28 protein-coding genes and 1 pseudogene are annotated in these 25,439 nt (G+C 74.7%); 10 read left to right on the top strand and 19 right to left on the bottom strand.

Annotated elements, in window-relative coordinates; genetic code table 11:
• Positions 1–9: 9 nt before the first annotated feature.
• The 5 genes from ACLFMI_RS03580 to aroQ form a co-directional block, all read right to left on the bottom strand.
• A complete protein-coding gene (locus ACLFMI_RS03580; RefSeq protein WP_410946247.1) occupies positions 10–1,014 on the bottom strand; it encodes an ADP-ribosylglycohydrolase family protein in 1,005 nt (334 codons plus the stop codon).
• Positions 1,011–1,796 (bottom strand): GntR family transcriptional regulator, encoded by a 786-nt coding sequence (locus tag ACLFMI_RS03575; RefSeq protein ID WP_410946246.1) that lies wholly within the window; start codon positions 1,794–1,796, stop codon positions 1,011–1,013. The genes ACLFMI_RS03580 and ACLFMI_RS03575 overlap by 4 nt, the downstream gene beginning before the upstream one ends.
• A gap of 156 nt (positions 1,797–1,952) precedes the next feature.
• A complete protein-coding gene (locus ACLFMI_RS03570) occupies positions 1,953–2,702 on the bottom strand; it encodes a maleate cis-trans isomerase family protein (protein WP_410946245.1) in 750 nt (249 codons plus the stop codon).
• Complete coding sequence (locus tag ACLFMI_RS03565) at positions 2,699–3,745, bottom strand: M29 family metallopeptidase (protein WP_410946244.1); 1,047 nt, start codon at positions 3,743–3,745, stop codon at positions 2,699–2,701. The genes ACLFMI_RS03570 and ACLFMI_RS03565 overlap by 4 nt, the downstream gene beginning before the upstream one ends.
• Before the next feature lie 96 nt (positions 3,746–3,841).
• Positions 3,842–4,489, bottom strand: coding sequence for a gamma subclass chorismate mutase AroQ (aroQ, locus tag ACLFMI_RS03560; RefSeq protein WP_410946243.1), 648 nt, complete (start codon positions 4,487–4,489; stop codon positions 3,842–3,844).
• A 177-nt stretch (positions 4,490–4,666) separates the two neighbouring features.
• Between aroQ and ACLFMI_RS03555 the strand changes: the two genes are divergently transcribed.
• The gene (locus ACLFMI_RS03555) at positions 4,667–5,551 is read left to right on the top strand and encodes a beta-keto acid cleavage family enzyme (RefSeq protein ID WP_410946242.1); all 885 of its coding nucleotides are present in this window, start codon (positions 4,667–4,669) and stop codon (positions 5,549–5,551) included.
• Positions 5,552–5,752: 201 nt separating this feature from the next.
• Here ACLFMI_RS03555 and ACLFMI_RS03550 read toward each other — a convergent pair whose 3' ends face one another.
• Entirely contained in the window at positions 5,753–5,908 is a 156-nt protein-coding gene (locus tag ACLFMI_RS03550) for a hypothetical protein (protein WP_410946241.1), read from the bottom strand.
• Positions 5,909–6,136: 228 nt separating this feature from the next.
• Here ACLFMI_RS03550 and ACLFMI_RS03545 point away from each other — a divergent pair, with 228 nt between their 5' ends.
• The gene (locus ACLFMI_RS03545) at positions 6,137–7,849 is read left to right on the top strand and encodes a pyruvate dehydrogenase (RefSeq protein ID WP_410946308.1); all 1,713 of its coding nucleotides are present in this window, start codon (positions 6,137–6,139) and stop codon (positions 7,847–7,849) included.
• A gap of 13 nt (positions 7,850–7,862) precedes the next feature.
• Here the strand turns inward: ACLFMI_RS03545 and ACLFMI_RS03540 are convergent, their stop codons facing one another.
• Positions 7,863–9,095: an ROK family transcriptional regulator gene (locus tag ACLFMI_RS03540; protein ID WP_410946240.1), complete on the bottom strand. Its 1,233-nt coding sequence runs from the start codon at positions 9,093–9,095 to the stop codon at positions 7,863–7,865.
• A gap of 138 nt (positions 9,096–9,233) precedes the next feature.
• Between ACLFMI_RS03540 and ACLFMI_RS03535 the strand changes: the two genes are divergently transcribed.
• The gene (locus ACLFMI_RS03535; RefSeq protein WP_410946239.1) at positions 9,234–10,385 is read left to right on the top strand and encodes an MFS transporter; all 1,152 of its coding nucleotides are present in this window, start codon (positions 9,234–9,236) and stop codon (positions 10,383–10,385) included.
• A gap of 135 nt (positions 10,386–10,520) precedes the next feature.
• On the opposite strand, the gene ACLFMI_RS03530 is transcribed toward ACLFMI_RS03535, so the two are convergent.
• Positions 10,521–11,483: an aldo/keto reductase gene (locus tag ACLFMI_RS03530; protein WP_410946238.1), complete on the bottom strand. Its 963-nt coding sequence runs from the start codon at positions 11,481–11,483 to the stop codon at positions 10,521–10,523.
• 140 nt (positions 11,484–11,623) lie between these two features.
• Here ACLFMI_RS03530 and ACLFMI_RS03525 point away from each other — a divergent pair, with 140 nt between their 5' ends.
• Positions 11,624–13,147: an AMP-binding protein gene (locus tag ACLFMI_RS03525; protein ID WP_410946237.1), complete on the top strand. Its 1,524-nt coding sequence runs from the start codon at positions 11,624–11,626 to the stop codon at positions 13,145–13,147.
• Here the strand turns inward: ACLFMI_RS03525 and ACLFMI_RS03520 are convergent.
• Positions 13,137–13,445, bottom strand: a complete 309-nt coding sequence (locus ACLFMI_RS03520; RefSeq protein ID WP_410946236.1) for a multicopper oxidase domain-containing protein — start codon at positions 13,443–13,445, stop codon at positions 13,137–13,139. The genes ACLFMI_RS03525 and ACLFMI_RS03520 overlap by 11 nt on opposite strands.
• 72 nt (positions 13,446–13,517) lie before the next feature.
• Between ACLFMI_RS03520 and ACLFMI_RS03515 the strand changes: the two genes are divergently transcribed.
• The gene (locus tag ACLFMI_RS03515; RefSeq protein WP_410946235.1) at positions 13,518–13,697 is read left to right on the top strand and encodes a hypothetical protein; all 180 of its coding nucleotides are present in this window, start codon (positions 13,518–13,520) and stop codon (positions 13,695–13,697) included.
• A gap of 280 nt (positions 13,698–13,977) precedes the next feature.
• Here ACLFMI_RS03515 and ACLFMI_RS03510 read toward each other — a convergent pair whose 3' ends face one another.
• The 5 genes and pseudogenes from ACLFMI_RS03510 to ACLFMI_RS03490 form a co-directional block, all read right to left on the bottom strand.
• The gene (locus tag ACLFMI_RS03510; RefSeq protein ID WP_410946234.1) at positions 13,978–14,307 is read right to left on the bottom strand and encodes a hypothetical protein; all 330 of its coding nucleotides are present in this window, start codon (positions 14,305–14,307) and stop codon (positions 13,978–13,980) included.
• Between the two features lie 712 nt (positions 14,308–15,019).
• Positions 15,020–15,648, bottom strand: a pseudogene (locus ACLFMI_RS03505) (response regulator transcription factor).
• Positions 15,641–16,087, bottom strand: a complete 447-nt coding sequence (locus ACLFMI_RS03500) for a sensor histidine kinase (protein WP_410946233.1) — start codon at positions 16,085–16,087, stop codon at positions 15,641–15,643. Before ACLFMI_RS03500 ends, ACLFMI_RS03505 begins: the two are co-directional and overlap by 8 nt.
• Before the next feature lie 209 nt (positions 16,088–16,296).
• Positions 16,297–17,094 (bottom strand): TrmH family RNA methyltransferase, encoded by a 798-nt coding sequence (locus ACLFMI_RS03495; protein WP_410946232.1) that lies wholly within the window; start codon positions 17,092–17,094, stop codon positions 16,297–16,299.
• A 40-nt stretch (positions 17,095–17,134) separates the two neighbouring features.
• Complete coding sequence (locus tag ACLFMI_RS03490) at positions 17,135–18,352, bottom strand: MFS transporter (RefSeq protein ID WP_410946231.1); 1,218 nt, start codon at positions 18,350–18,352, stop codon at positions 17,135–17,137.
• Between the two features lie 77 nt (positions 18,353–18,429).
• Here ACLFMI_RS03490 and ACLFMI_RS03485 point away from each other — a divergent pair, with 77 nt between their 5' ends.
• Positions 18,430–19,275, top strand: coding sequence for a crotonase/enoyl-CoA hydratase family protein (locus tag ACLFMI_RS03485; RefSeq protein ID WP_410946230.1), 846 nt, complete (start codon positions 18,430–18,432; stop codon positions 19,273–19,275).
• Between the two features lie 65 nt (positions 19,276–19,340).
• Here the strand turns inward: ACLFMI_RS03485 and ACLFMI_RS03480 are convergent, their stop codons facing one another.
• From ACLFMI_RS03480 to ACLFMI_RS03460, 5 genes are all read right to left on the bottom strand, one after another.
• Positions 19,341–20,180, bottom strand: coding sequence for an energy-coupling factor ABC transporter ATP-binding protein (locus tag ACLFMI_RS03480; protein WP_410946229.1), 840 nt, complete (start codon positions 20,178–20,180; stop codon positions 19,341–19,343).
• On the bottom strand, positions 20,177–20,908 hold the full coding sequence (cbiQ, locus tag ACLFMI_RS03475) for a cobalt ECF transporter T component CbiQ (protein ID WP_410946228.1): 732 nt from the start codon (positions 20,906–20,908) through the stop codon (positions 20,177–20,179). Before cbiQ ends, ACLFMI_RS03480 begins: the two co-directional genes overlap by 4 nt.
• On the bottom strand, positions 20,908–21,234 hold the full coding sequence (locus ACLFMI_RS03470) for an energy-coupling factor ABC transporter substrate-binding protein (RefSeq protein ID WP_410946227.1): 327 nt from the start codon (positions 21,232–21,234) through the stop codon (positions 20,908–20,910). The genes cbiQ and ACLFMI_RS03470 overlap by 1 nt, the downstream gene beginning before the upstream one ends.
• A complete protein-coding gene (locus tag ACLFMI_RS03465; protein ID WP_410946226.1) occupies positions 21,231–21,935 on the bottom strand; it encodes an energy-coupling factor ABC transporter permease in 705 nt (234 codons plus the stop codon). The genes ACLFMI_RS03470 and ACLFMI_RS03465 overlap by 4 nt, the downstream gene beginning before the upstream one ends.
• Before the next feature lie 172 nt (positions 21,936–22,107).
• Positions 22,108–22,833: a hypothetical protein gene (locus ACLFMI_RS03460; protein ID WP_410946225.1), complete on the bottom strand. Its 726-nt coding sequence runs from the start codon at positions 22,831–22,833 to the stop codon at positions 22,108–22,110.
• A gap of 277 nt (positions 22,834–23,110) precedes the next feature.
• Here ACLFMI_RS03460 and ACLFMI_RS03455 point away from each other — a divergent pair, with 277 nt between their 5' ends.
• The 4 genes from ACLFMI_RS03455 to ACLFMI_RS03440 all read left to right on the top strand — a co-directional run bounded on the left by ACLFMI_RS03455 (position 23,111) and on the right by ACLFMI_RS03440 (position 25,352).
• Positions 23,111–23,551 carry an ATP-binding protein gene (locus ACLFMI_RS03455; RefSeq protein ID WP_410946224.1) on the top strand — a complete coding sequence of 147 codons (441 nt, stop codon included), beginning with the start codon at positions 23,111–23,113 and terminating at the stop codon, positions 23,549–23,551.
• A gap of 99 nt (positions 23,552–23,650) precedes the next feature.
• Positions 23,651–24,094, top strand: a complete 444-nt coding sequence (locus ACLFMI_RS03450) for a cupin domain-containing protein (RefSeq protein ID WP_410946223.1) — start codon at positions 23,651–23,653, stop codon at positions 24,092–24,094.
• Positions 24,095–24,099: 5 nt separating this feature from the next.
• Positions 24,100–24,447, top strand: a complete 348-nt coding sequence (locus tag ACLFMI_RS03445) for a VOC family protein (protein ID WP_410946222.1) — start codon at positions 24,100–24,102, stop codon at positions 24,445–24,447.
• A 173-nt stretch (positions 24,448–24,620) separates the two neighbouring features.
• Positions 24,621–25,352, top strand: a complete 732-nt coding sequence (locus tag ACLFMI_RS03440; protein WP_410946221.1) for a substrate-binding domain-containing protein — start codon at positions 24,621–24,623, stop codon at positions 25,350–25,352.
• Positions 25,353–25,439 lie beyond the last annotated feature (87 nt).

The raw sequence follows: 25,439 nt of genomic DNA, 5'->3' as shown, positions 1-25,439 counted from the left end.
GACAGCCTCCTAGGGAGAGGTGGACCGGAGTGTCAGCAGCCCCTCGACCAGGTCGTCGAGGGGGTCGAGCACCGGCGCGTTGATCCGGCGCACGGTCGCGACCAGGTCCGCGGGCAGGCCGGCGGCACCGTGGGCAGCACCGAGGACGGCACCGCAGATCGCGGCGACCGTGTCGGTGTCGCCGCCCAGCGAGGCGGCGGTGACCAGCGCGGCCCGCGGGTCGTCGCCGAGCGCCGCCGCCAGGCCGAGCGCCGCGACGACCGACTCGGTGGCCGTCACCGACGTCCCGACGACGCCGGCGACGGCGTCGGCGAGCGCGTCCGGGGCGAGCCCGGGGAGCAGGCGGAACGCGACCTCCAGCCGGGCGGCGACGTCGGCGCCGGCCACCCAGTTCCCGCGGCGGGCACCGGCCCGGGCCGCGTCCACCGCGGCGGTCAGTGCGGCGGGGAGCCCCGCACCGGCCACCGCGGTGGAGACCGCTGCGGCGACCGCCGCGGCGGCCGCGATCCCGGCGGCGGTGTTGTGGGTGACGACCGCGGACTCCACGACGGCGTCGAGCAGCCGTGGGCCGGTCGCGGCGATGCCGACCGGGGCGACCCGCATCGCGGCGCCGTTGGTGACGCCGTCACGACCGGCGAGTTCCGGCGGCTCGCCCTCGGCGAGCCGGGTCAGCGCGCGGCGGGTGGAGGGCCCGAGCAGGTCCAGGGACCCGCGCCGGATCATCTGTCGTTCCCAGTCCTCGAGCGCGGCGGCGAACACGTGCGCGGGCACCCGTCCGTCGTGGGCGAGGAGTATCCGGGCGAGCAGCAGCGCCTGTTCGGTGTCGTCGGTGACCGTCCCCGCCGGGAGCTTCGGCGCGATCGGCTGGTCGTCGGCGCCGTCGAGCAGCCGGTCGACGGCGCCGTAGCGGGCCGCGATCGCCGCCCGGGACATCGACTGGGTCGGCATGCCGAGGGCGTCGCCGACGGCGAGGCCGAGCAGCGCACCGAGCGCGCGGTCCCGCTCGCCGCTCACCGTGCGTCCCCGGCGGAGCCGGAAGCACCCGTGACCGAACCGGAGGCGTCCCCGGCGAGGCCGGAAGCACCCATGGCCTCCTCGGCCGGGCCGAAAGCGAGATGGAACCGGAAGCGTTGCGGGTCGAGCAGGCTCACCACGTGTTCGACGAGTCCGCCGCCGGCCGTGCGGGTGACCCGCGTCGCCCGCAGGAACAGCTCACCCGGCGCGCGCTCGAGACGAGCGGCGTCCGCGGCGTCGAGCGGCTCGGCGGAGATCCACTGCTCGCCGGTCGCACCGTGCAGCCCGGCGGAGGCGAGGGTCGCCGTGATGGACCCGTTCACCAGGCCCCGCTCCGGGAGCCCGGCGAGCGCGGCGGTGGCGGGCAGCGACGCGGTCTCCAGCGACACCGGCCGACCGCCGGCCCGGCGCAGCCGATGAACGGTCACCAGCGGGCCCTCCCGCTGCTCGAGACCGGGATCGCCGCCCGCGGTGATGCCGAGCAGCTCGGTGGCGACCTCGGCGCCGGACTCGGCCAGCGCCCGCGCCCAGCCGAGCTGCTGGTCCAGCCGGGCGCCGTCGAAGGTGACGAAGGAGCCGACCCCGGTCTCGGTCGCGATGAGATCGCGGCGCGCCAGCTCGGCGAGCGCGCTGCGCACGGTGCCGCGGGACACCGCGTAGGTCTGCGCGAGCTGGTTCTCCCCGGGCAGCCGCTCGCCGTGCCCGAGCCGTCCGGAGTGGATCCGTCCGGTCAGGTCCGCGACGAGTCGGGCCCGCTTGGACCGACCACCCTGTTCAGACATGTACAAACATGTACAGGAATGGGCTTCGCCCTGTCCAGTTCTGTCCTGGCCCGATCCGGCTCGTCCTGCTCGGCCCCGGCGGCGACCCCGGCGGATCCGGGCACACCGACGGGCCCGCGCCCCTCGGGGGCGGAGCGCGGGCCACGGGCGTGCGGGTCAGCCCGCCAGCAACGCCCCCGCGCCGGGAACCCGGGGGTCGAGGCCGAGCTCGGTGAGGATGCGGTGGGTGGTCGCGGTCGCTGCGGACAGCACCGGGATGCCGATCTCGTCCTGCACCGGTGCGATCGCCGGCAATGAGGGCATCTGCACACACGCGCTGAGCACGAGTGCCTCGGCCCGGGACAGGTCGAGCTTGCGGTGGTGCTCGCGCAGGTCGGCCGGGTCGAGCCGGGCCACCGCCAAATTGTCGGGGACCTCGAGTGACAGGGAGTCGACGACCTCGACGCCGGCGTCTTCGAGGTAGGCGATCACGGCCTGGGTCAGGGGCGGCATGTAGGGGGTGATGATCGCGACTCGGGACACCCCGAGCGCGGTGATCCCCGACAGCAGCGCCCCGGCGCTGGAGACCACCGGTGCCTGCGAGCCCTCGGCGCGCAGGGCGGTGGTGATGTCGTCCTCGGCGGTGCAGTGATACCCCGGGCCCTGCGCCATGATCGCGACCAGACAGGCGGTGGCCACCACGTCGGGGCGGGCGTCGGCCAGCTCGGCCGCGGCCCGCTTCGCCTGGGCGTTCATCGCCACCAGCTGCTCGGGGGTCACGTGCTGCATCCGCGCCCGCGCGGCGTGGAACACGAACCGCTCCTCGGGCAGGATCTGCTCGCGGGCGGCGAGCATCCGCGGGAGCTCGGTCTCCATCGTCAGGTTCGAGCTGGGGACGATCATCCCCACGTGCAGGTCCCGGCTCATCGGCGGTTCACCGGGCGCATCTCGGGCACGGTCAGCTCACCGGCGTCGACGATCAGCTCGTCGTCGAGGTAGAGGCTGTTGCCGCGCATCGGGATGTCGAAGTGGCACGCGGTGTCGTTCGGGCCACCGAGCTCGTTGTTCGGGCCGATCGAGAACATCACGTTGCCGTAGAAGGAGCGCAGTTCCATGCCCATGCCGCCACCGAACTGGGTCAGCCCGTGCCAGTGCGCCCGCTCGTCGAGACCCCACCCGACGTGGGACATGCCGTAGCCGCGCGGGTCGTCGAAGCTCTTGATGTAGGAGGCGAGCAGGTCCGCGTCCAGCCCCGAGGAGCCCTGGCCGCCGCGGATGTCGCGGATGAACCCGGCCTCGATGGTGATCTCCACCGGGGTCTGGACGTAGGTGTTGAACGGCAGCAGCACGTCACCCGGGGCGAGGACGATCTTGCCGTCGACGCCGTCGTCGGAACCGCCGGTGAACACGAACGCCGCCGGCCAGTGATCCCACCGGCCCGGGGTGTCGGTGTAGCCGTACTCCGACATCGTCGGATACATGCCCAGCTGGTAGGTCACATCCGTGCCGTGCGGGCTGGTGATCCGCATCGCCGAGGCCTTGGCCAGCAACTCCGCGCCGGTCTCCACCCGCTCCCGCAGCTCGGTCGTGGGCATCAACCGGGCCAGCAGCTCCGGCGGCTCCACCGCGGTCAGGATCCGCGTCCCGGCGTCCTGGATCGCGAACTGCTCCGGGGAGAACAGCAGGAACGTGCAGTCCACCACCATGTCGACCGCCTTCAGCGCGTTCACCGCCAGGGGGATGTTCCCCAGCCCGGAGTCGCCGACCGCCCACGCACCGCCCGCGCTCGCCGGCGACGGGAGCCGCATGTGATAACCGGTCGCTCCGAGGCGCTGGATCGCCCAGAGGAACGCGTCGGCGTACTCGCCACGCTCCGCACCGCGGGTCAGCACCACCACGGTCTCGCCCTCGTGCACCCCGGACAGGGTCAGCTGCTGCAGACAGATGTCGTTGAACAGGTTCTGGTCCATCGCGACCACCTCCAGACTAATCCGAGCACGTACTATCCGGGGACGCAAGGCCTGCGGCGGGACGAAACGCCGCCGTCACGCACGAGCGGGCGCGACTCAGCCCTCGGCGGTGCCGTCGCAGACCGAGGCCAGCCCGCGACCCAGCGCCGCCTTGTGCACGTCGTCGAGCGGACGGGCCGCCGCGACGGCGGCCTGGGCGAGCCCGGTCGGGCAGTCCTCGTGCCCGCGCGCCGGGGCGGCCAGCGCCAGCGCGGCGACCAGCTCGTCGCCGATCCGGTCGAGCTCGGGGCGCACCTGCGTGAGGTCGGCCTGCTCGGCCGGGCCGGTGTCGGGCCGCTCGGTCCAGCCGCGGATCAGGTCGTTCTGCACCTGGGTACTGGCCGCAATCTGATCGGTGAACACGCGCGCCACCCACTCCGGGTCGACGCCGGCACTCGTCGCGTCCGCGCGGGCGCCGTCGAGCACCGCCGCCTCCCGGGCGGGGTCGGTGACCGGCGCCGGCGTGCCGAACTTGGCCGCGGCGACCCGGTCGGAGAGCACCGCACGCTCGGCGGCGAGCTGGACGATCCGGGTGAGTCCGTCGGCCGGGGCCGCGCCCGCGGGGCCGTCGGACAGCGGCGGGGCCGGGTCGGCGCAACCCGCGAGCAACGCGAGGACGGCCAGCGCCGGGAGGGCACCGCACCGGAACGCCGGGCCGGCACGACGGTGGCCGCGACGCGGCGGCAGGGCTCGGCTCCCGATCACGTGCGCGAGCCTACGACGTGGGCGGCGCCGGCCCGCTGCCCCACTGCCGGGGCCCCTCCGCACCTGCCCGGGGTTCCGCGCCGAGCGAGGGCCCGGTTCGGGAGCGCACGGCCGGTCGACCGCCCGGTAAGGCAGCGCGGGGGTGCGGCCGGGCTCGGGACCCGCGATGCTGCCGTCGTGGACTCGACGGTGATCCTCGAAGTGGCCCTGAACGGCGCGACGACCCGCGCCCGCAACCCGCACGTCCCGCGCACCCCGGAGGAGATCGCCGAGCAGGCGATCGAGGCGTTCGACCTCGGCGCGGCGATCGCGCACAACCACAACGACGAGCCCATGTTCACGTCCGACGGCGTGCACGCCGTCGAGCCCTACCTGCAGGCATGGGCACCGGTGCTGGACCGGCACCCGGACGCTCTGCTCTACCCGACGATGGCGGCCGGCGCCCGGGACATCCCGGTGCGGCGCCGCTGGGCGCACGTCGAGGAACTGGCCCGGCGCGGGCTGGGCGGGATGACCCTGGTCGACCCGGGCTCGGTGAACGTCGGCCTGACCGCGGACGGCGCCGCCCCCGAGGCCGCGGCGCCGGAGCCGTACCAGAACTCGTTCGCCGACACCGAGTACATGTTCGCCCGGACCGCGGAGCTGGGGGCCGCACCCAGCATCTCGATCTTCGAGCCGGGGTTCCTGCGCACCGCGCTGACTCTGCACCGGCACGGGCGGGTACCGCCGGGCGCGATCGTGAAGCTCTACTTCGCCGACGACCTGCAGTTCGGCCTGCCCCCGACGCCGGCGGCGCTGGAGGCCTACCTGGAGCTGCTGGAGCCCTCCGGGCTGCCGTGGTCGGTGGCCGTGCTGGGCGGCGACGTCGTCGGGTCCGGGCTGGCCGAACTGGCGGTGCGCCGCGGCGGGCACCTGCGGGTCGGGCTGGAGGACTTCCGGGACCCGGCCGGGGCGACGCCGTCCAACCGCGACCTGATCGAGGGCGCCTTGCGGGTGCTCGATACGACCGGCGCGACACCCGCCACTCCGGCCCGCGCACGCGCAACGCTGGGCATCCGATGAAAACCCCGGAACTCGTGATCGAGTGTCACGACGAGAAACGTCTCGGTACCCCCGGAACGACGGGTGAAACATGAACCTCCGGTCCGATGGGCAACCGGAATGCGCCAGGGGCGCGGCTTCCGGGATATCCCGGGAACCGCGCCCCCGATGTCGTCGTGAGCCGACCGCCACCCGGACGTCATCCGGTCGCGATCGGCCTGGTCAGAACCAGGCCTTCCGACCGCCCACCGGCTTGCCGATCGCCCCGAGGATCAGAAGGATCACGCCGATCACGAGCAGGATGCCGCCCAGCGTGGTGAGCAGGCCGATGTTGGTGAAGTATCCGACGACCAGCAGAATCAGTCCCAGAATGATCATCTGATCATCCTCCTCTCCGGAATGTGGGAGAAATGTACATCCACGTTCCGGGAACGCGCACCGGGGGGCCATTCCGACACGCCGAACGTGACCACCCCGCGACCGTCGGCACCCCACGGCAGCGGACGACACACCGGCCCACGGTTCGGCGGGCGTCCCGGAGGGGAACCCGGGCGCGACGAACCGAGCGAAGGGAGCGTGCCGGTGAGCCGCACCGTGGCCGACCAGATGATCGAACTTCTGCACCAGGCGGGGGTCGAGCGGATCTACGGGCTGGTCGGGGACAGCCTCAACCCGCTCGCCGACGCGATCCGCCGGGACGGCCGGATCCGCTGGGTACACGTGCACAACGAGGAGGCCGCGGCGCTCGCCGCGGCCGCCGAGGCGCAGCTGACCGGCCGGCTCGCCGTCTGCGCCGGCAGCTGCGGGCCCGGCAACACCCACCTCGTGCAGGGCCTTTTCGACGCGCACCGCACCGGCGCCCCGGTACTGGCGATCGCCTCGCACATCCCGTCGAGCCAGATCGGCACCGGATACTTCCAGGAGACCCACCCCGAGCAGCTGTTCACCGAGTGCTCGGGGTTCTGCGAGCTGGTCTCCCGGCCGCTGCAGATGCCCCGCCTGCAGCGGATCGCGATGCAGACCGCGCTGGCCCGGCCGGGCGTGTCGGTACTGGTCCTGCCCGGCGACGTGAGCGCCGAACCGGCCGCGCACGCCACCGGGTTCTCCGACCTGGTCGCGCCCTCGGGCACCGTCGTCCCGGCCGACGAGCAGGTCGACGAGCTCGCCCGGCTGGTGGACGCGGCGTCGTCGGTGACGCTGTTCGTGGGCGCCGGGATCGCCGGCGCGCGGGACGAGGTGCTCGCGCTGGCCCGGGCGGTGCAGGCCCCGATCGGGCACTCGCTCGGCGGCAAGGAGTGGATCCAGTACGACAACCCCTACGACGTCGGGATGAGCGGCCTGCTCGGCTACGGCGCCTGTTACGACGCCACGCACGAGGCCGACCTGCTGATCCTGATCGGCACCGACTTCCCCTACGACGACTTCCTGCCGCAGGCCCGGACCGTCCAGATCGACGCCGACGCCGCGCACCTGGGCCGGCGCACGGTGCTCGATCTCGGCGTGCACGGCGACACCCGCTCCACCCTGGCGGCGCTGCTGCCGCGGATCACGACCAAGACCGACCGGGGCTTCCTGAACCGGATGCTGCGCCGGCACGCCGAGGCGCTGGAGAAGGTCGTCGGCGCGTACACCCAGCGGGTCGAGAACATGCGCCCGATCCATCCCGAGCACGTCGCCGACGTGCTGGACGACGAGATGGACGGCGACGCGATCGCCACCGTGGACACCGGCATGTGCAACGTATGGGCGGCGCGCTACCTGACACCGAACGGGCGCCGCCGGATCATCGGCTCGTACCGGCACGGGACGATGGCCAACGCGCTGCCGCACGCGATCGGCGCGTCCTGCGCCTTCCCCGGACGCCAGGTCGTCTCGCTGTCCGGCGACGGCGGGCTGACGATGCTGCTCGGCGAGCTGCTCACCGCCGTCGAGCAGCAGCTGCCGCTGACCGTGGTGGCGTTCAACAACGGCTCGCTGGGCATGATCCGCCTGGAGATGATGGTGGCCGGCTACCCGTCGTTCCAGACCGACCACGGGCCGTCCGACCTGGCCGGGATCGCCCGCGCCGCGGGGGCGCACGCCGTCGCCGTGAACGACCCGGCCCACGTCCGGTCCGCGCTGCGGGCGGCGCTCGACCACGACGGACCGTCCGTTGTGGACGTGCGCACCGATCCGAACGCTCTGTCCGTCCCGCCGCACATCACCGCGACCCAGGTCCGCGGGTTCGCCCTGGCCGCGACCCGGACCGTGCTGGACGGCGGGGTCGGGAAGATGATCGAGCTGGCGCGCAGCAACCTGCGGGCGCTGCCGCGCCCGTGAGTGGTTATCGCGGTCAGGACCGCGACAACCACTCACGGGCCGCCAGGCCCTCCGCCGAGGTCACGTGGTCCAGCGCGATCGCGGCGGCGCCGCGCAGCACGCCGTCGGCGCCGTGCGCGGCGTCGACGACCGGCGGCGGGTCGTCGCGGCGGAAGGCCATCAGACCGGCGGTGTAGGCCGCGGCGAAGTCGTCCGGCGCGGTCGCGCGCAGTGCCGTCCCCAGGCCGCCGAGCACGACGACCTCCGGGTCGTGTGCGTTCACCAGCCCGCCGGTGCCCCGGCCGAGCGCGGCCGCGATGCGCCCCACCGCGTCCGCCGCGACCGCGTCGCCGGTCCGGACGCGTTCCAGGACCGCGAGCGTGTGGCCGTGCGGGTCGTCCGGCTCCGCCTCACCCAGCGTCCGGGCCAGCGCGCGACCGTCCACCTCGGAGTTCCAGCAGCCCCGGGCGCCGCACGCGCACTCGCGGGCCGGGTCGCCGAAGGGCAGGTGCCCGAACTCCCCCGCCGCGCCGCGGGCGCCGGTCTGCGGGCGCCCCTGCAGCACCAGCGCGCCGCCGATCCCGACCTCGACGGTGAGGAACAGCGCCGTCCCGGCCCCGGCCGCGGCGCCGTCCCGGACCTCGGCGACGGCGGCCAGGTTCGCGTCGTTCCCGGCGAGCACCGGCAGGCCCTGCCCGGCACCGATCCGGCGCACGTCGAGCGGGCTCCAGCCCTGGCCGGTGCCCTGGGCCTGGTGCTCGTCGGTGACCGTCGCGGCCACCCCCACCCCGGCCGCGACGACCGGTCCCGGGTGCGCCGCGACCAGGCCGCCGACGACCGTGTCGAGCTCCGCGGCGACGGCGTCCGGGTCCCGGTGGGCGTGCCGCCCGGACCGCACCGCGACCGGGACGCCGTCCAGCCCGGCCAGGGCGGCCCGCCAGCCCTCGAACCGGACGTCGACCGCCACGACGGCGGGCCCGGCCGGGGCCGGGACGACCCGGGTGGTCGGCCGCCCGCGCCCGCCGCACGGGGCGCGCTCCTCGACCACCCAGCCGAGCTCGCGCAGCCGCGCGGTGATCTCGGTGGCCGACCCGCTGGCCAGACCCAGCCGGCGGGCCAGCTCGACCCGGGTCGACCCGGGGTCCCGGCGGACCTCGGCGAGCACCTCGGCGGTCGCCCGCCAGCGGTCGGTCTCCGCCCGCCCGGGGCGCGCCCCCGGGCTCCGGGGCACGCCGCCGGGACGTGAGTCGCCCGACATCGTCGTCATCGGGTTTGACACCTCCCACCAGCGAGTCTTTATCCTCGTGTCGCGATGAAAAGACTCGTTCTGCGTCCGCGTCACTCTGCCAGCCACGACCCCGCAGCTCCCGCCCGGTCGGGACGGGCAGGCCCCGCGCTGTTCGCCATGGCGCTGGGCGGGCTCGCGATCGGCACCACCGAGTTCGCCTCGATGGGCCTGCTCCCCGCGTTCGCGCACGACCTCGGCGCCTCGGTGCCCCAGGCCGGGGGCGCGATCAGCGCCTACGCGCTCGGCGTCGTCGTCGGGGCGCCGGTGCTGGCCGTGGCCGGGGCCCGCTGGCCGCGCAAGCGGATGGTGCTCGTTCTCGCGCTGGCCCTCGCCGTCACCAACATCGGGTCCGCGCTGGCGCCGACGTTCGGCACGTTCGTCGCGACCCGGTTCCTGGCCGGGCTGCCGCACGGCGCCTACTTCGGGACGGCGTCGGTGCTGGCCGCCTCGCTCGTCCCCCGCGAGCGGCGGCCGCGGGCGATCGCGACCGTGATGAGCGGCCTGATGATCGCCAACATCGTCGGGGTGCCCGGCGCGACCTGGCTCGGTCAGGCCGCGGGCTGGCCCGCGGCGTACCTGGCGACCGGGGCGATCGCGCTGATCACGATGGCCGCGGTGTACCTGCTCGTGCCGGACGTCCGGGAGCAGCGGCGCGGCTCGGTGGTGGCCGAGCTGTCGGCGCTGCGCCGCGGCCAGGTGTGGATCACGATGGCGGTGATCGCGGCCGGGTTCGGCGGCACGTTCGCCGTGTACAGCTACATCACACCGGTGCTGACCGAGGTGTCCGGGATGGCCGAGTACGCCATCCCGGTGGCGCTGGCGGTCTTCGGCGTCGGGATGACGCTGGGCAACCAGGTCGGCGGCCGGCTCGCCGAGCTGGCCCCGGTGCGCACGATCGCGGTCGGGATGGCCGTCGCGTCGCTGTCCACCGCGGTGTTCGCGCTCGTCGCACCGTCGGCGGTCGCGGCGGTGGCTGCGCTGTTCACGCTGTCGTTCTCCAGCACCGCGACCACCCCGGCGCTGGCGACCCGGCTGATGGACGCCGGCCGGGAGGGGCCGACCCTCGGCGCGGCCCTGCACCACGCCGCCTTCAACGTGTCCAACGCGCTCGGCGCCGCCGTCGGCGGGCTGGTGCTGGCCGCCGGGTGGGGCTGGACCTCGCCGGCCGCCGTCGCGACGATCCTGCCGCTGCTCGGGCTCGCGACGCTCGCCGTCGCCGTCCGGATGGAGCGTGCCGAGCGGCGCCGCGACCTCGCCCTCGCTGCCTGAGGGCGCTCGAATCCGGCGCGCACGGCGTTCTCCGTGTCCCGAGGGGCACCCTCGCCTCGGCCGGGGCCCCGAAGGTGCCCCCGGGAGCCGCGGCGCGGGGCGCGTGCCCCAGGAGCCGCCCGGTGGGGCGGAGCGTCAGGAAGCGCTGGCGTCGGAGAGGGCGGCGAGCTCGGTCGGGGCGAGCCTCAGGGTCAGCGCCGGCAGGATCCGGGCGAGCTGGTCGGTGGTCCGCCCGCTGGCGATCGGGGCGGCGACGGTCGGCTGCTCGTCCAGCCAGGCCAGGGCGACGGCGGCCGGGGCCACCCGGTGCGCGTCGGCGACCTCGTCCAGGACGGCGAGGACCTTCTCGGCGCGCGGGTCGTCCAGGTAGGCCCGGGCGCCCTCGGCCCGGGCGGAGGCCATCGCCCCGCTCGTCGCACCGCTGTCCACCGCACCATCGGCGCCGGGCCGGTACTTGCCGGTGAGGAACCCCTTGGCCAGCCCGAAGTAGGGGAAGCAGGCCAGCCCCTCGGTCTCCGCGACCAGCGCGAGCTCGGCCTCGTAGTCGCGCTCCATCAGGTTGTAGTGCGGCTGCACCGCGGCGAACCGGGTCAGTCCCTCCGCGGCCGCGATCTCCTGCGCCGAGCGGAGCCGGTCGGCGGAGAAGTTCGACGCCCCGGTCGCCAGCACCTTCCCGTCGGCCACCAGCCGGTCGAAGGCGGCCAGGTAGTCGGCCTGCGGGACGGCGGCGTCGTCGTCATGCGCGTAGTACAGGTCGATCCGGTCGGTCCGCAGCCGGCGCAGCGAGTCCTCGGCCGCCGCGGCGACGTTCTCCGGCCCCAGCCCCCGGCGGACCGGGAGCTGGCCGACCTTGGTCGCGATCTGCACCCGGTCCCGGACGCCCGGCCGGGCGGCGAGCCAGTTCCCGATGATCGTCTCCGACTCGCCGCCGGAGTTTCCCTCCGCGCGGAACATGTAGGAGTCCGCGGTGTCCAGCATCGTCCCGCCGGCGTCCACGAAGGCGTCGAGCAGCGCGAACGACGCCTGCTCGTCGGCGGTCCAGCCGAACACGTTCGAGCCCAGGCAGAGCCCGGACACCTTCCCGATCTCCGTCGTCATGGTCGGTGTGTACCCGCGACCGGCCCGGGTGACCCGCGCGACGCAAACGAGAGGTGTCGATCGGATCACCATCGGGAAACCCGCGCCGCAACGGATCGTTGCATCGAGCAATAGACCTGGAAGCGAGTACGGGAGGCGACATGACGACCGCGGCGCACGCGGACATCGAGGAGATCCTGGCGGCGTTGGCGGACGACCGGGACCGTGAGGCCCTCGTCCACCACGACCGCCGGCTCACCGGCGGCGAGCTGGCCGACACGGTGCATCGCCTCGCGCACACCCTCGACGGCCGGGTCCGGCCGAGCACCGTCGTGGCGCTGCTCGCCGGGAACACCCCGGAGGCGATGGCGGCCCGGTACGCGGTGAACCTGCTCGGCGCCGGGATCACCCAGCCGCACGAGGGCCTGTCGGTCGAGGCACAGGCCCGGATCGTCGACGACGTCGAGGCCGCGCTCGTGCTGGTCGACGCCCCGCACGCAGCTCCGGCGGCCGAGATCCTGGACCGCGCGGCCCCGGTCGACGCGCTCGGGCTCGGCGCCACCGACCACTGGCCGGACGTCCTCGCGGAGTCCGCGGACGCCCCGGCCGAGCCGATCAGCGGGCGGGCCCGGCCCGGCGACATCGAGCAGGTCCGGCACACCGGCGGCACCACCGGACATCCGAAGGGCATCACCTACACCTTCGCCCACCACCTGCGGACGGCCGAGGTGCGCGAGCACCTGTCCGGGTTCGGGACCGACGGCGCCGGCGCCAGGCTGCTGGTCGCCACCCCGATCGCGCACGCGGGTGGGGCGATCGCCGACCGGACGCTGGGCGGCGGCGGCATCGTTGTCCTGCAGGACGGCTTCGAGCCGGGCACCTTCCTGGACGCGCTCGGCCGGGAGCGGATCACGCACACCTTCCTGCTGCCACCGCTGCTCTACCGGCTGCTCGACCACCCCGCGCTGGAGCGGACCGACCTGTCCGCGCTGCGCTCGGTGGTCTACGGCGGCGCACCGGCCAACCCGCGACGGATCGCCGAGGCGGTCGACCGGATCGGGCCGGTGCTGAGCCAGTTCTACGGCCAGACCGAGGCCGGCGGGATCAGCGCGCTCACCCCGGAGGAGCACGGCAAACCGGAGCTGCTGGAGACCGTCGGCCGGCCCATCCCGAGCACCGAGATCGCGATCGTCGGCGACGACGGCGCGCGGGTCGGCCCCGGCGAGCGTGGCGAGCTGTGGGTGCGCACGGGCACCGAGATGGACGGCTACTGGAAGCAGCCCGAGCTGACAGCGGAGACGATCGTGGACGGCTGGGTGCGCACCGGCGACGTCGCCTGGCAGGACGACGCCGGCTACCTGCACCTGGTGGACCGGGTGAAGGACATGGTCGTCGTCGTCGGCGGGCACGTGTACACCTCCGAGCTGGAGGACGTCCTGATGGACCACCCGGGCGTCCGGCAGGCGGCGGTGTTCGGCGCCCCGGACACCGACGGCGCCGAGGTGGTGCACGCGGCCGTCGTCCCAGCCGACCCGGCACCGACCGGCGCTGAGCTCGGCGACCTGGTGGCCGACCGGGCGGGCGCGATGTACGTGCCCCGCGAGATCAGCTTCGTGCAGCGGCTGCCGCTGACCGGCATCGGCAAGACCGACAAGAAGCGGCTGCGGGCCGAGCTCACCGGCTGAGAGCCGCCCGGTCCGCCGGGGCCTGGCGGACCGGGCTCAGCGCGCGGACGGCGATCGCCAGCTGCACGACGACGATCGCGATCCCCAGCGGCACGTGCACCGCCAGCATCCCGCCGTGCCAGGCCAGGGCGTGGTCGAGCGCCAGCCCGCGGTGCACGTGCCGCTCGGTGTGCCCGTGCGGGTGCGGGTGCGGGTGGTACCAGAGCGTCGCCGCCGGCTGCTCGAGGGTCCACTCCGGAGTCCAGGTGGCTCCGGTCGGGATCGGCTGGTGCGGCCAGCCGTCGACGGCGGCCGGCACCGGCTGCGCGGAACCGGGCGGCGTGCCCGGAGGCGGCGCGGGTTCGTGATGGCCGAGGCGTCGACGTGCCTCGTGATCGGAGTGATGATGATGGTCGGTCCCGCGTTCGGCGGTGCGGCGGAGCGGTGGTCGCCGGTGACGTTCTGGGTCGGCGCCGCGGTGGCGGCGCTCGGCGTAGTGATCGGCGTGGCGGTCGTCGCGTGCCGGCCGATCCCGAAGGTCACGTGGCGGGCGTGGCTGGCCGGCCGTTAGCACGCGCGGGACGCCCGCCGGAACGCGGTGAACGACTCCGGCCACCCGTCGGCGCGCGCCCGGCGGTCGGCGACGAATCGGGCTGTGTGGGCGGCCCAGCGGCAGCGTGACGCCGCGCCGCGCGGCCGGAATACGGGTCGTCGCCGCGCCGGCAGATCGTCGGGTGAATAGACGTCGCCCCGCACTCTGGATGAGCGCGGGGCGACGGTTGTGCGTCGGGTGAAGTGCGTGACTACCGGTCGCCCGACGCAGGCTCCGATAGATCGGGGGTTGGGTTCGGCTACTTCTTGCGGAAGATCAGGTACGTGATGCCGAGGATGAAGTCCACGGCGATCCACAGCGCGACGATCAACGCCACGCCGATGCCAGTGCCGATGCCCTGTGCGGCCTGGCACGCCTCCGCGGACAGGTTCGGGGCGCACGCCGGGCCGGTGGCCGACATTCCGCCGATGATCCAGGCCAGGAACAGGGCCTGGATGCCGAGGAACACCCACCGGAAGACGTGGCGCTTCTTCTTCGGTGGCTCGACCGGGGCCTGCTGGTAGGGGTAGCCACCCTCCGGCGGCTGGTACTGGGGCTGGGGCTGCTGCTGCTGCGGTGTGGTAGTCACGTCGCATTCGTCGCGGGGTCGAGGGATGGCGTTATCCGGCCGTCCGCGGGTTCATCAAGACTGTGGAGAGTGCCGGGTCGGGGGCGGGTTGTGCCGTGTGGCGGCAGTGCGTCCGTGCCGGTCGACCGGCCGGTGGCGCTGCACGTGATCTTGATGCGGCCGGCCTGCGTCCGACGCGCCGGCCACGGCCACCCGCTCGGCCGCCTGTGTCATCCACAGACGACAGACCCCGACCGACCCGTAGGTCGATCGGGGCCCGGGCCGATCGGTCGTGAGCATGCCGTGCCAGTGCGTGGTGGTGGTCTCGGTTGCACCGGGCAGGAACCCGGCGCGTCGGGCGCGGCGCTCAGCGCGAACGTCCGGGTCCCGGAGGCGTCCACCGTGGACGGCGCGAGTGGTGGGATCGCGAGCGGCCGGGACGACGGGACCGGGCGCGGTGCCGACACCGGGACCGCCCCGCAGGCCTGCAACAGCATCCCACCCCCGGCCGCTCCCGCCCCGGCCAGCACGGAGGCGAGGAAGTCCCGGCTGAACGCTCTGGTCATGGGGACGAGTTTCGACCGGGCACCGGTGCCGGCACATCGACGCGGGAACGTCAGCAGTGGCTACGCGCCTCGACGTAGTCCCCCGGCTCCCGGCTCGGGGACGCCACACCGCGGCTCGGGGTCGGGCCCCCGGGACGCGGCCGGGCGGCCCCAGCGACGGGCGGGCCTCAGCGACGGGCGCCGGCCAGGCCCGTCTCGTGCGCGATCACGACCAGCTGCACCCGGTCCTGGGCGTCCAGTTTGGTCAGCAGCCGGCCCACGTGGGTGCGCGCGGTGGCCGGGCTGATCACCAGCTCGGCGGCGATCTCGCCGTTGGTGTGGCCGCGCCCGACGAGGGCGAGCGAGCACCTCGCGTTCCCGGCCGGTCAGCACGGCGACCCGGTCGCGGGCGGGCGGCGCGGCAGGTCCGTGCCGGGCGAACTCGGTGATCAACCGCCGGGTCACCGACGGTGCGAGCAGCGCCTCTCCGGAGTGCACCAGGTCGATCGCGCGCAGCAGCGACACCGGGTCGGTGTCCTTGAGCAGGAACCCGCCCGAGGTCGAACGTGGTCAGGACGATCACCCGGGCACCCGCCAGGCCGGGGTCGCCGGTGATCTCGGCCAGGGCGTCGGTGCCGGGCATCGGGACGTCCATCAGGACCACGTCCGGACGGGTCCGCCGCGCCGCGCGCACCGCCTGGGCGCCGTCGGCGGCCTCGGCGGCGACCGCGTAGCCGTCCTCGGTCTCGAGCAGCACCCGCAGCCCAGCCCGGATCAGCCGCTGGTCGTCGGCCAGCAACACCCGCACCTCACCCATGCCCCGCACCCCCACCGGCCACCCCACCCCCGTCGGCCACGCCACCGGCAGAACGCTCACCGAACCCGGGAACGCGCGCCCGATCGGGTGCGCGTTCTCCAGTCCGGCGCGCGTCCGCGGTGTCGAGCGGCAGCTCCGCCGTCACGACGAAGCCGTCCGGTCCGGGAGCGGCGTCCAGGTCGCCGTGCAGGGCCCGGACGCGTTCGGCGAGACCGCGCAGACCCTGGCCACCGGCCCGGTCGCGCTCGCCGGCCGGTCGGGTGCCGCCGTCGTCGGTGACCCGCACCCGCAGCAGGCCGGGCTCCCGGACGAGCGACACCCGCACCTCGGCGGCCTGCGGCGCGTGCCGGACGGCGTTGGTCACCGCCTCCCGGACGATCCCGAACGCGACCCGGTCCACCTCGCCGGGGAGCGCGCCGGCGTCCCCGGTGACGGTCACCGCGAGCCCCGCCGCCCGCCCGGCGCGCACGACCTCGTCGAGCCGGTCGAGCCCGCCCGGGACGGGCTCAACGTCATCCGGGGAGCGCAGGTCATCCGGGGAGCGCAGGTCGTCCGGGGAGCGCAGCAGCGCGAGAGCCCGTCGGGGTGGTCGAGCCAGTAGTAGATCGCCGTCGGCACCAGGTCACGCAGCGCGCGGGAATCGCCGCGTCAGCTCACCGACGTACGCTGCCGGACCGCCTCGAACAGCACCACGGCGGCCGCGACCGAGGCGTTCAGCGAGTTGACCGTGCCGTGCATCGGGATGACCACGGTGGCGTCCGCGCCGGTCAGCCAGTCGTCGGTGACGCCGGTGGCCTCGGTCCCGATCACCAGCGCGGACGGGCCGGTGAGATCGGTGCGGCCCAGCTCGCCCGCCCCGGCCGGTGTCGTGACGACCGTGCGGAAACCGTTGCGGCGCAACCAGTCCCGTACCTCCGGAGTGGACGCGGAGGCGACCGGGACCGCGAACACCGTCCCCTTCGACGCCCGCACGACGTTCGGGTTCGCGAAGTCGGTCCCGGCCCGGTCGGCGGAGGCGATGACGACCGCGTCCGCACCGAAGGCCTCGGCGCTGCGCAGCATCGCGCCGACGTTGCCGGGCTTCTCGACGCCCTCGGCGACCAGCACCAGCGCGTCCGGGCGCAGCACCAGCGCGTCGAGCGGGCGCCCGGGGGCGGGGGCGACGGCCAGCCAGCCGTCCGGGGACTCGCGGTAGGCGATGCGGGCGAACACCTCCCGGCTCACCGAGAACGCCCGGGCACCGGTCATCCGCTCCAGCAGCGCGGCGTCCCGGACCAGGTCGGGGGCCCAGTAGACCTCGGTGGGCCGCACCCCGGCGTCGAGGGCCAGTGCCAGCTCGTCGTGCCCCTCGATCAGGGTGACACCGGCGGCGTCGCGGTGCCGGCGGGTGCGCAGCCGGGCCAGGCCCTTGACACGCGGGTTGGCGGTGCTGGTCAGGTCGGGCACGCCGGAAAGCGTAGTGCCCCGCCGCACGCCGCCCGGCGGCTCAGTCACCGCCCGCGCCGGCGCGGGTCCGGGCCGCCAGCCACGCCGCCGTCGTCGCCGTGACCACGACCAGGACCAGCAGCGGTACCGCCAGTTCCTCGACCGTGACGAACGCCGTCGCCAGGTACGGCGTCGCGAACCCGGCGTAGGCGGCGGTGTAGAAGAGCCCGTTCGCCGCACCGCGTCCGGACACCGGGGCCAGCCGCCCTACCAGGGTCAGGCCCGCGTTCAGGCACAGCCCGCCACCGGCACCGAGCAGCACCCCGGCCACGGCGACCGGGAGGACGGACGGCGCGTACGCCGCGACCACCCCGGCCGCGAACCCGAGCGCGCCGAGCCCGGCCCCGACCGGCCCGGTCCGCGGGCCGAGCCGGTGCGCGAACGGCTGCACCAGCGTCCCGGTGCCCAGGGTCAGCGCGGCCAGCAGCCCGGTGAAGGCGACCAGCCCCGTCACGCCGGGCAGCAGCAGCGGCAGCACGGTCACCGACACCGAGGGGAAGGCGTAGACGCACACCGCCGTCGGCACGACGACGCGGCCGAACGTCCGCCGGGCGCGGCCGTCCAGCCCCGGCCGGGGCAGCAGCCCGCGCCTCGCGCCGCCGTCCGGGCGCGTCCCGGTCCCGGCGACGAGGCCGACCGCGGCCAGCGCCACGACCATCATCGCCACGTGCACCAGGTAGGGCAGCGTGAGCGGCAGCGGCCCGTACGCGCCGAGCAGCCCGGAGGTGAGCGGGCCCAGGCAGAACCCGCCGGTCTGCGCGATCGAGGCCGACCGGGCGGCGCGCGCCGGGCCGTTCGCCCCGCCGTCGGGCCCCGGGTGCTCCGCGGCCAGGTCCTGCAACCAGGCGCTGCCGACGCTGAACACCGCACCCGAGGCCAGCCCCTGCAGGAATCGGGCCGCGAACAGCACGCCCAGCGCCCCTCCCGACGAGGAGGTGGCGCCGAGGAACACCAGTGAGGCCAGCGCGACCAGCACCGATGCCGGCAGCAGCACCCGCACTCGGCCGAACCGGTCCGAGGCGGGCCCGCCGAACAGCAGCGAGGGCGCCAGCCCCAGCGCGTACACGCCGAAGATCGCGGCGAGCGTGCTGGGCGCCAGATCGAGCTGCTCGCGGTAGATCAGCAGCAGCGGCGTGGGCACGTTCGGCCCCACCGCGACCGCGAACAGCAGCCCGCACGCCACCCACCACGTCCGGCGTTCCGGACTCCGCACCCCCATGCCGGGCATCCTCTCAGTGCCGGTTACTCCGGGGTAGCCTCGATGCGTCCGTGCGGGTGAGGCGAGGAGTTCGGAACATGGGTGAGCCGACGGCGGAGAGCCGCGGAGCGGAACGTTCGTCCACGCTGTCGATCGAGGTGGCGAACGGGGTCGCACGGCTGCGGCTGGACCGCCCCGGAGCCGCGAACGCGATGAGCGAGCCGATGTGGTTCGAGCTGCGCGACGCCGTCCGGGCCCTGGACGACGACCCCGCCGTCCGGGTGCTCGTGATCAGCGGCAACGGAAAGCACTTCTGCTCCGGTATCGACCTGTCCATGCTCGGCGGGCTGCAGCAGACCGCGACCGACCCCTCCCCCGGGCACGGCGCCGACAAGCTCCGCCGGACCATCCTCGACCTCCAGGACTGCCTGACCGCGGTGGAGCGGTGCCGCAAGCCGGTGATCGCCGCGGTGCACGGGGCGTGCGTCGGGGCCGGGCTGGACCTGGCCGTGGCCTGCGACCTGCGCTACGCGAGCGCCGACGCCCGGTTCGTGCTCAAGGAGGTCGACATGGGCCTGGCCGCCGACGTCGGAGTGCTGCAGCGGCTGCCGCGGATCGTCGGCGAGGGCGTCGCCCGGGAGCTGGCCTACACCTGCCGCCCGGTGGACGGCGCGGAGGCCGCGGCGATGCGGCTGGTCAACGAGGTGCTGCCGGACCCGGCCGCGCTGGAGGAGCGGGTCGCGACGGTGGCCGCCGAGCTGGCTGCGAAGTCCCCGCTGGCGATGCGCGGCACCAAGCACGCGATCACCTACGCCCGCGACCATTCGGTGGCCGACGGCCTGGAGCAGATCGCCACCTGGAACAGCGGGGCGCTGATGTCGGCGGACCTGCACGAGGCGATGGCGGCGTTCACCGAGAAGCGTCCCGCCGACCACCGGGACTGACCCCCCTCACCCCCAGCACGTTCCGGGTCGAGTGTGACGGTCCGGTCGTCGCGAGGGCCGGAACGTCACACTCGGCGGGCCGGGAACCCGTCGAGCAGCGCGTGCAGCTCGGCGGCGGTGCGCGGCGGCGGGCCGGTGCGCCCGAGCTCGCCGAGCAGCCGGGCCACCGCGGGTGCCCACGCCGGACCGAGCCTGGCCCCGGCGAGCAGGGCCGGATCACCGAGCACCTCCGGCGCGCTGCCCGTCCGGATCCGGCCCCCGGCGACGACCGCGACGTCGTCGGCCCAGCGGTGGGCCAGGTCGACATCGTGGGTGGACAGCACGACGGCGGTGCCGTCGTCGTGCAGCCGGTGCAGCGTCGCGACCAGCTCCTCGACGCCGGCCGGGTCCAGCCCGGCGGTCGGCTCGTCGAGCACCAGCAGCCGCGGTCGCACGGCGAGCGCGCCGGCGATCGCGACCCGCTTGCGCTGCCCGAACGACAGCAGGTGGGTCGGGCGGTCCGCCAGGTCCGCGACGCCGACGGCGGCCAGCGCACCGGCCACCCGCCGGTCCACCTCGGCCGGGTCCAGGCCCAGGTTCAGCGGGCCGAACGAGACGTCCTGGGCGACGTCGGCGGCGAACAGCTGGTCGTCCGGATCCTGCAGCACCAGCTGGGCGCTTTCCCGCAGCCGGGCCAGGCCGCGCCGCCGGCGGTCCAGCGGTACGCCGTCGAGCAGCACCTCGCCGTCACGGGGCACCAGCAGCCCGAGCAGCAACCGGAACAGAGTGGTCTTGCCGCCCCCGTTCGGGCCGAGCACGGCGAGCCGGCGCCCGGTCCGGACGGCGAGATCGGCGCCGTCGAGCACCGGCGGGCCGCCCCGGTAACCGAAGACCAGGCCGCGCCCCTCCAGCACGGGCGGGGTCACAGCGTCGCCAGCAGCGTGGTCGTGGCGAGCGTCGCCAGCAGTACCGCGCTGGCGGTCACGAACACCACCGAGACCGGGCGCTCGCCGGGGCGGACCCGCAGCACGCCGTCGTAGCCGCGGGAGGCCAGCCCGGCCTCGAGCCGCCGCGCCCGGTCGAAGGCCCGCACGAAGATCGCGCTCCCCTGCCCGGCCAGCGACCGGTAGGTGGCGCGCCAGGATCCGAAGCCCATCCGCAGGGTCTGCGCCTCGCGGACCGCATGCAGCGAGTCCAGCAGCAGGAACAGCATCCGGTAGATCAGCAACGCCACCTCGGTGACGGGCGCCGGGATGAACCGCAGCCGGGGCAGCGCGTCGGACACCGGGGTCGTCGCGGCGAACAGGATCAGGCAACTCACCGCGGCCATCGACCGGCCGACCAGCTCGGCCGCGCGCACCGGTCCGCCGGGCGCCGGGGCGAGCCACGGGTCACCGCCCACGGTGATCAGCAGCGGGATCGCCCCGACCAGCACGAACCCGAGCGGGAGGCGCAGCAGCCGGCCGACGGTGCGCAGCGGGATCCGGGCGCCGGCCAGCAGCAGCGTGAGCGCGGCGGCACCGCAGAGCGCCGCGCCGGGCCACGGCGGGAGCGCGACCGTCAGCACCAGCAGGCCGAGCGCGAGGAACGCCTTCTCGCCGGGATGACGGGCTCGCCAGCGGTTGGCGTGGGCGACCTCGTCGATCGGCAGCATCAGCCCCGGCCGGCCGGCGGTTCACCCGGCCCGGCCGGGACGGCCCCGGCGTCCCGGGCACGCCTGCGGGTGCGGGCCACGCCCAGGCAGTAGCCGAGCACCCCGGCCCCTGCGGCCGCTTGCATCGCGAAGATCCCGGACTCGATCTCGCCCGACGGCGGCTCCCACACCGGGGAGAACCAGGGCTGGTAGCCGGTCTCCTCGATGACCTCGCCTGCCTGGCCGTCGGTACCGGCGTACTCGCCCTCGACGAACAGCACCGGGACCGCGAACAGGGCCACCACGGCGACCACGAGCAGGACGTTGACCAGGGTCGAGCGGCTCACACCGACGCCTCCTTCGCATCGGTGGCAGCGGCGGTGGGCCGCGGCCGCAGCACCCCGAGCCGTCGCAGCTCGTCGGGGCTGATCTTCGTCAGCAGCCGGACGACCAGCACGGTCAGCAGGCCCTCGGCGACCGCGAGCGGGATCTGGGTGATCGAGAAGATGCCGGCGAAGGTGCCGAACGCGCCACCGACACCGGAGGTCGGGTCCGGGAACGCCAGCGCGAGCTGGGCGCTGGTGATCGTGTAGGTGCCGAGGTCGGCGAGGAACGCGGCGGCGAACACCGCGGGGCCGAGCGAGCCGCCGAGCCGCCGGACGGCGACGAACGCCCCGTAGGCGATCCACGGGCCGGCGATCGCCATCGAGAACGCGTTCGCGCCGAGGGTGGTCAGGCCGCCGTGCGCGAGCAGGACTGCCTGGAAGAACAGCACCACCGTCCCGAGCAGCGCCATCACCGGAGGTTTGAACAGCACCGCCCCCAGCCCGGTCCCGGTCGGGTGCGACGACGAGCCGGTCACCGACGGGATCTTGAGGGCGGAGAGCACGAAGGTGAACGCCCCGGCCGCGGCGAGCAGCAGCTTGGTGTCGGGGTCCTCGCGAACCTGCCGGGCGACGGCGCGGGCCCCGTGCACCACGAAGGGGGCGGCCACGACGGTCCAGGCCGCCGCGTGCAGCGGCGGCAGGTAGCCCTCGGCGATGTGCACGGGTGTCTCCTCGCAGGCTGGTTCGGTCCGGCGGAACCGTACGACTGGCCTGCACAACACTGCAAGACTGAATACCTGTTCATGCCGGAGGTGTGGAACACGCCCACGGACACAGCAGCGCCCGGGCCCGGCGGACCGGACCCGGGCGCTGCGGGTGCTGCTGCGGGGTCGCTCAGCCGCGCGCGCCGTCGGAGGTGTGGTGCACCTCCGGCACCGCGGCGCCGGCGGCCTCCGAGCTGTTGACCTTTGTGGAGACGGCGGCGGCGATCCGGGCGGCCGCCGCCTCGGCCTCGCGGCGACGGGCGTCGCGCTCGGCCGGCTCGGTGTCCGGGGTGCCGACGCCCTCGCCCGGCTGCCCGGCCACGACCTTGTCCTTGGCCAGCTTCGCGGCCTTCTTCTCGGCCTTCGCCGCCTCCTTGGCGGTGGCGACCTTGTCCTGCCGGGCGGCCTTGGCCTGCTTGGCGGCCTTCTTCTCCGCCTCGGCCGCCTTCGTCTGCTCCTTGCGCTGCTTGTCCGCGTCGTCCTTGGCCTGCTTCTCGGCCTTCGCCGCGGCCCGGACGGCCTCCTCGGCCTCCTTCTCCTCCGCACGCCGGGCCTTCGCGACCGCCTTCTTGCCCGCCTTGCCGGAGTCGTTCTCGGCGTCCTTCTTGCCCTTGCCGGAGTCCTTCTTGGCGTCCTTCTTCGCGTCCGCGCCGGCGTCGCCCTTCTTGGCGTCCTTCTTCTTGCCCTTCCCGTCCGCGGCGGCCTTCGTCGCGACCCGCTGGGCCTCGGTCGCGGCCTTCCCGGCGCGCTCGGCGGCCGCCTCCAGCCGCTCGGCCGCGGCGGACAGCGCCTTCGCGTCGACCTTCGGGGCGTCCTTCTTCTTCGAGTTCTCGGACTTCTTCGACTTCTTGGCCATCGGCGGATCCTCTCCCTGGTCGGAGCCGGGCACACGGGCACGGCGACCCTCGGCGGTGACGGGCACACGGAGTGTCGTCCCCGGCCGGGTCGGCGGCGTGCGCGGGTCCGGTCGTGGTGTCGGCAACAGGCGGTGAATCTAGCGCGACCCGCCCTGGATGCGGACGAGTTCCCCGGTGCAGCGGTCGGAAAACCCCGGGTGTCCACGACGCCGACCGCCCGCCCGGATCCGGTGAACGGCGCGAATCGAGCAGGCTACCGATGGGTACTCCGCCACCATGTCCGCCGAGCTGCACGTCGAGCTGCCCGCCGAACCGGGCGCGGCCGCTCGGTCCCGGCGCGCGACCGGCCGCTGGCTCGCGTCGTTGTGCGGGCTCGAGGCGCCGTGTGACGCGGCCGCGGACCTGGTGCTCGCGGTCAACGAGGCCGTGTCGAACTGCATCGAGCACGCCTACCGCGACGGCGCCCCGGGCACCGTCACGCTGCGGGCGCACACGACCCACAGCGGGGGCCCGGGGTGTGCGGGATTCCGGGTGACGGTGCAGGTCTCGGACCACGGGGGCTGGCGGGCCCCGCCGACGGACCCGGGCCACCGGGGCCGCGGGCTGGCGATGATGCGGGCCTGCGCGGAGGACGTCGTCGTGGACCGGGGGCCGTCCGGGACGACCGTCACGCTGCACCGGACGCTGGGACGCTGCCCGGCAGACCGGGCGTCCTGATCGGGAACGTGCACCTGGACCTGCGGGCGGGGCGCCCGGCGACGGCCGGACGGCTAGCCTCGTGCCCGGACGTCGGAGGCGACCACGAGGCGGTGGACCATGCTGGAACGGGCCGGCCGGGCACAGTTCGCGATCACCTTGCACGATGGGGAACGACCCTCCGAGCTGCAGTGGTACTTCCGCGAGGAGAGCACGCTCCCGGTGGCGATCCAGCGCTGGGAGCTGCCACCCGGCGGTTCGGAGGGCATGCACGCGCACCCCCCGGGCGCGGAGGCGCTCGAGGAGATCTACGTACTGCTCGACGGCGCGGCCGTGATGACCGTCGACGGGGAGCGGTTCGACCTCGGGCCCGGCGACGCGGTCATCGCGCGGGCCGGCACGCGGCACGACCTGGTGAACCCGGGCCCGTCACCGGCGAGCGTGCTGGTGGTCTGGGGGCAGCCGGGCACCGCGATGGACTGGACGCGCTACCGCACGGGTCGCGCCTCGCGGGACGCGGCCGAGCGCGAGACGGGCGGGCATGTCGCCGGAGGGCCCCGGTAGCGGCGATGGACTCGCTGGAGATCACGATCAACGCCGCCGACGGCGAGCTCGCGGCGGAGTTCTGGTGCGCGGCGCTGGACTACCGGATCCGCTACCGGCGCGGCCGGTACCTGGTCCTCGACCCGGCCGAGGGCACGGGCCCGCAGCTGGTCGTCCAGACGGTCGATGCCGGGACCGGCCCCGGCGGCGTCCACCTGGACCTGCGGGTGGACCGGCGGGAGGAGACGGTCGCCCGGCTCACCGCCCGGGGAGCCCGGGTGCAGCACGAGGTCACCGAGGCCGGGCGCACGTGGACGGTGATGCTCGACCCCGATGGCAACGAGTTCTGCGTGTGCCCGGCGCGGGCCACGTGAACAGGTGAGTGGTCGCTCTACTCGCTGCTCGCCGGTGCGTTCTCGCTCACGGCGGCCTCGTGCCTCGAACCGCCACGCAAAACCCGCAAAGACCGTTGAGCGGGAGTTGCTCGGAAACCTAGCTTCGCGCCGTCCGCTCCACCCCGGGAGCGGTTTCGGAAGGAGCAGGGCCCATGCGTTCCCACCGTCCCCCGCGGCATTCGGTGTCCGTCCGGAGCGACCCGGAGGGCACGGTCGTCGCACCGCACGAGTCGAGCTGCACGGCCGGGACGAGCATGCTCGAACGGGGTGGCAACGCGGTCGACGCCGCCGTGGCCGCAGCGCTCGTCGCCGGGGTCGTCGAGCCTACCGAGACGACCCTGGGCGGGTCCGGGTTCCTGCTGCACCACACCGGGTCCGGCGACTCCTGGTCGGTGGAGTTCGGGCCGCGGGCGCCGCTGCGGGCGTCGAGCACGATGTTCGACGTCGACACCGATGCAGCGAGCTCACCGATCCTCGGGCTGGCCCCGCTCCTGCGGGTCGCGGACAACGACGAGGGCCGACTCTCGGCCATCGAGGTCGCCGAAGGACTGCTCACCCGCCCCGGCCCGCCGGACGCGATCATCACGTCGTCGAGCGTCTTCGCGGTAGGAACGCTCGCCGCCGCGCAACGGCTCGGCATCGGCGTCCCAGACGAGCTGATGATCGCCACCGCCACCGACGGGCCCGTGGCGGAGCTGTCCCGACCCTCGATCACCGGCCTGGGGATCGACGTCACCGCCTCGGCGAACCGGCTCGTCGACCTGCTCTCCGAACGGATGGGAGCGGACACCGACCCACCGGCCCGCGAACTGCTCCCGCTCGACCTCATCCTGCGGGAGTCGACGCGCCGATGCCCGGACGAGGCTGCACCAGACCCGCGATGACCCCCGGCTGGCGCACGCCTGCGCCACGATGGCAGCTCCGTTCCGGGAATCCCACCATGGTCGGTCGGCCTGTCCCGGCACAGCCGA

Origin of the sequence: Pseudonocardia nantongensis (assembly GCF_046546495.1) — a bacterium.
Taxonomy (GTDB): Bacteria; Actinomycetota; Actinomycetes; order Mycobacteriales; family Pseudonocardiaceae; genus Pseudonocardia; species Pseudonocardia nantongensis.
Note: the sequence above shows the minus strand (reverse complement) of the source record. Positions and strands in the feature narration are given on the sequence as shown.

Excerpts from the sequence above, each read along its gene's own strand:
- ACLFMI_RS03575 (WP_410946246.1), bottom strand. The coding sequence starts at position 1,796 with ATGTCTGAACAGGGTGGTCGGTCCAAGCGGGCCCGACTCGTCGCGGAC.
- ACLFMI_RS03570 (WP_410946245.1), bottom strand. The coding sequence starts at position 2,702 with ATGAGCCGGGACCTGCACGTGGGGATGATCGTCCCCAGCTCGAACCTG.
- ACLFMI_RS03565 (WP_410946244.1), bottom strand. The coding sequence starts at position 3,745 with ATGGACCAGAACCTGTTCAACGACATCTGTCTGCAGCAGCTGACCCTG.
- ACLFMI_RS03550 (WP_410946241.1), bottom strand. The coding sequence starts at position 5,908 with ATGATCATTCTGGGACTGATTCTGCTGGTCGTCGGATACTTCACCAAC.
- ACLFMI_RS03545 (WP_410946308.1), top strand. The coding sequence starts at position 6,137 with ATGATCGAACTTCTGCACCAGGCGGGGGTCGAGCGGATCTACGGGCTG.
- ACLFMI_RS03540 (WP_410946240.1), bottom strand. The coding sequence starts at position 9,095 with ATGACGACGATGTCGGGCGACTCACGTCCCGGCGGCGTGCCCCGGAGC.
- ACLFMI_RS03535 (WP_410946239.1), top strand. The coding sequence starts at position 9,234 with ATGGCGCTGGGCGGGCTCGCGATCGGCACCACCGAGTTCGCCTCGATG.
- ACLFMI_RS03530 (WP_410946238.1), bottom strand. The coding sequence starts at position 11,483 with ATGACGACGGAGATCGGGAAGGTGTCCGGGCTCTGCCTGGGCTCGAAC.
- ACLFMI_RS03525 (WP_410946237.1), top strand. The coding sequence starts at position 11,624 with ATGACGACCGCGGCGCACGCGGACATCGAGGAGATCCTGGCGGCGTTG.
- ACLFMI_RS03490 (WP_410946231.1), bottom strand. The coding sequence starts at position 18,352 with ATGGGGGTGCGGAGTCCGGAACGCCGGACGTGGTGGGTGGCGTGCGGG.
- ACLFMI_RS03485 (WP_410946230.1), top strand. The coding sequence starts at position 18,430 with ATGGGTGAGCCGACGGCGGAGAGCCGCGGAGCGGAACGTTCGTCCACG.
- cbiQ (WP_410946228.1), bottom strand. The coding sequence starts at position 20,908 with ATGCTGCCGATCGACGAGGTCGCCCACGCCAACCGCTGGCGAGCCCGT.
- ACLFMI_RS03460 (WP_410946225.1), bottom strand. The coding sequence starts at position 22,833 with ATGGCCAAGAAGTCGAAGAAGTCCGAGAACTCGAAGAAGAAGGACGCC.
- ACLFMI_RS03455 (WP_410946224.1), top strand. The coding sequence starts at position 23,111 with ATGTCCGCCGAGCTGCACGTCGAGCTGCCCGCCGAACCGGGCGCGGCC.
- ACLFMI_RS03450 (WP_410946223.1), top strand. The coding sequence starts at position 23,651 with ATGCTGGAACGGGCCGGCCGGGCACAGTTCGCGATCACCTTGCACGAT.
- ACLFMI_RS03445 (WP_410946222.1), top strand. The coding sequence starts at position 24,100 with ATGGACTCGCTGGAGATCACGATCAACGCCGCCGACGGCGAGCTCGCG.
- ACLFMI_RS03440 (WP_410946221.1), top strand. The coding sequence starts at position 24,621 with ATGCGTTCCCACCGTCCCCCGCGGCATTCGGTGTCCGTCCGGAGCGAC.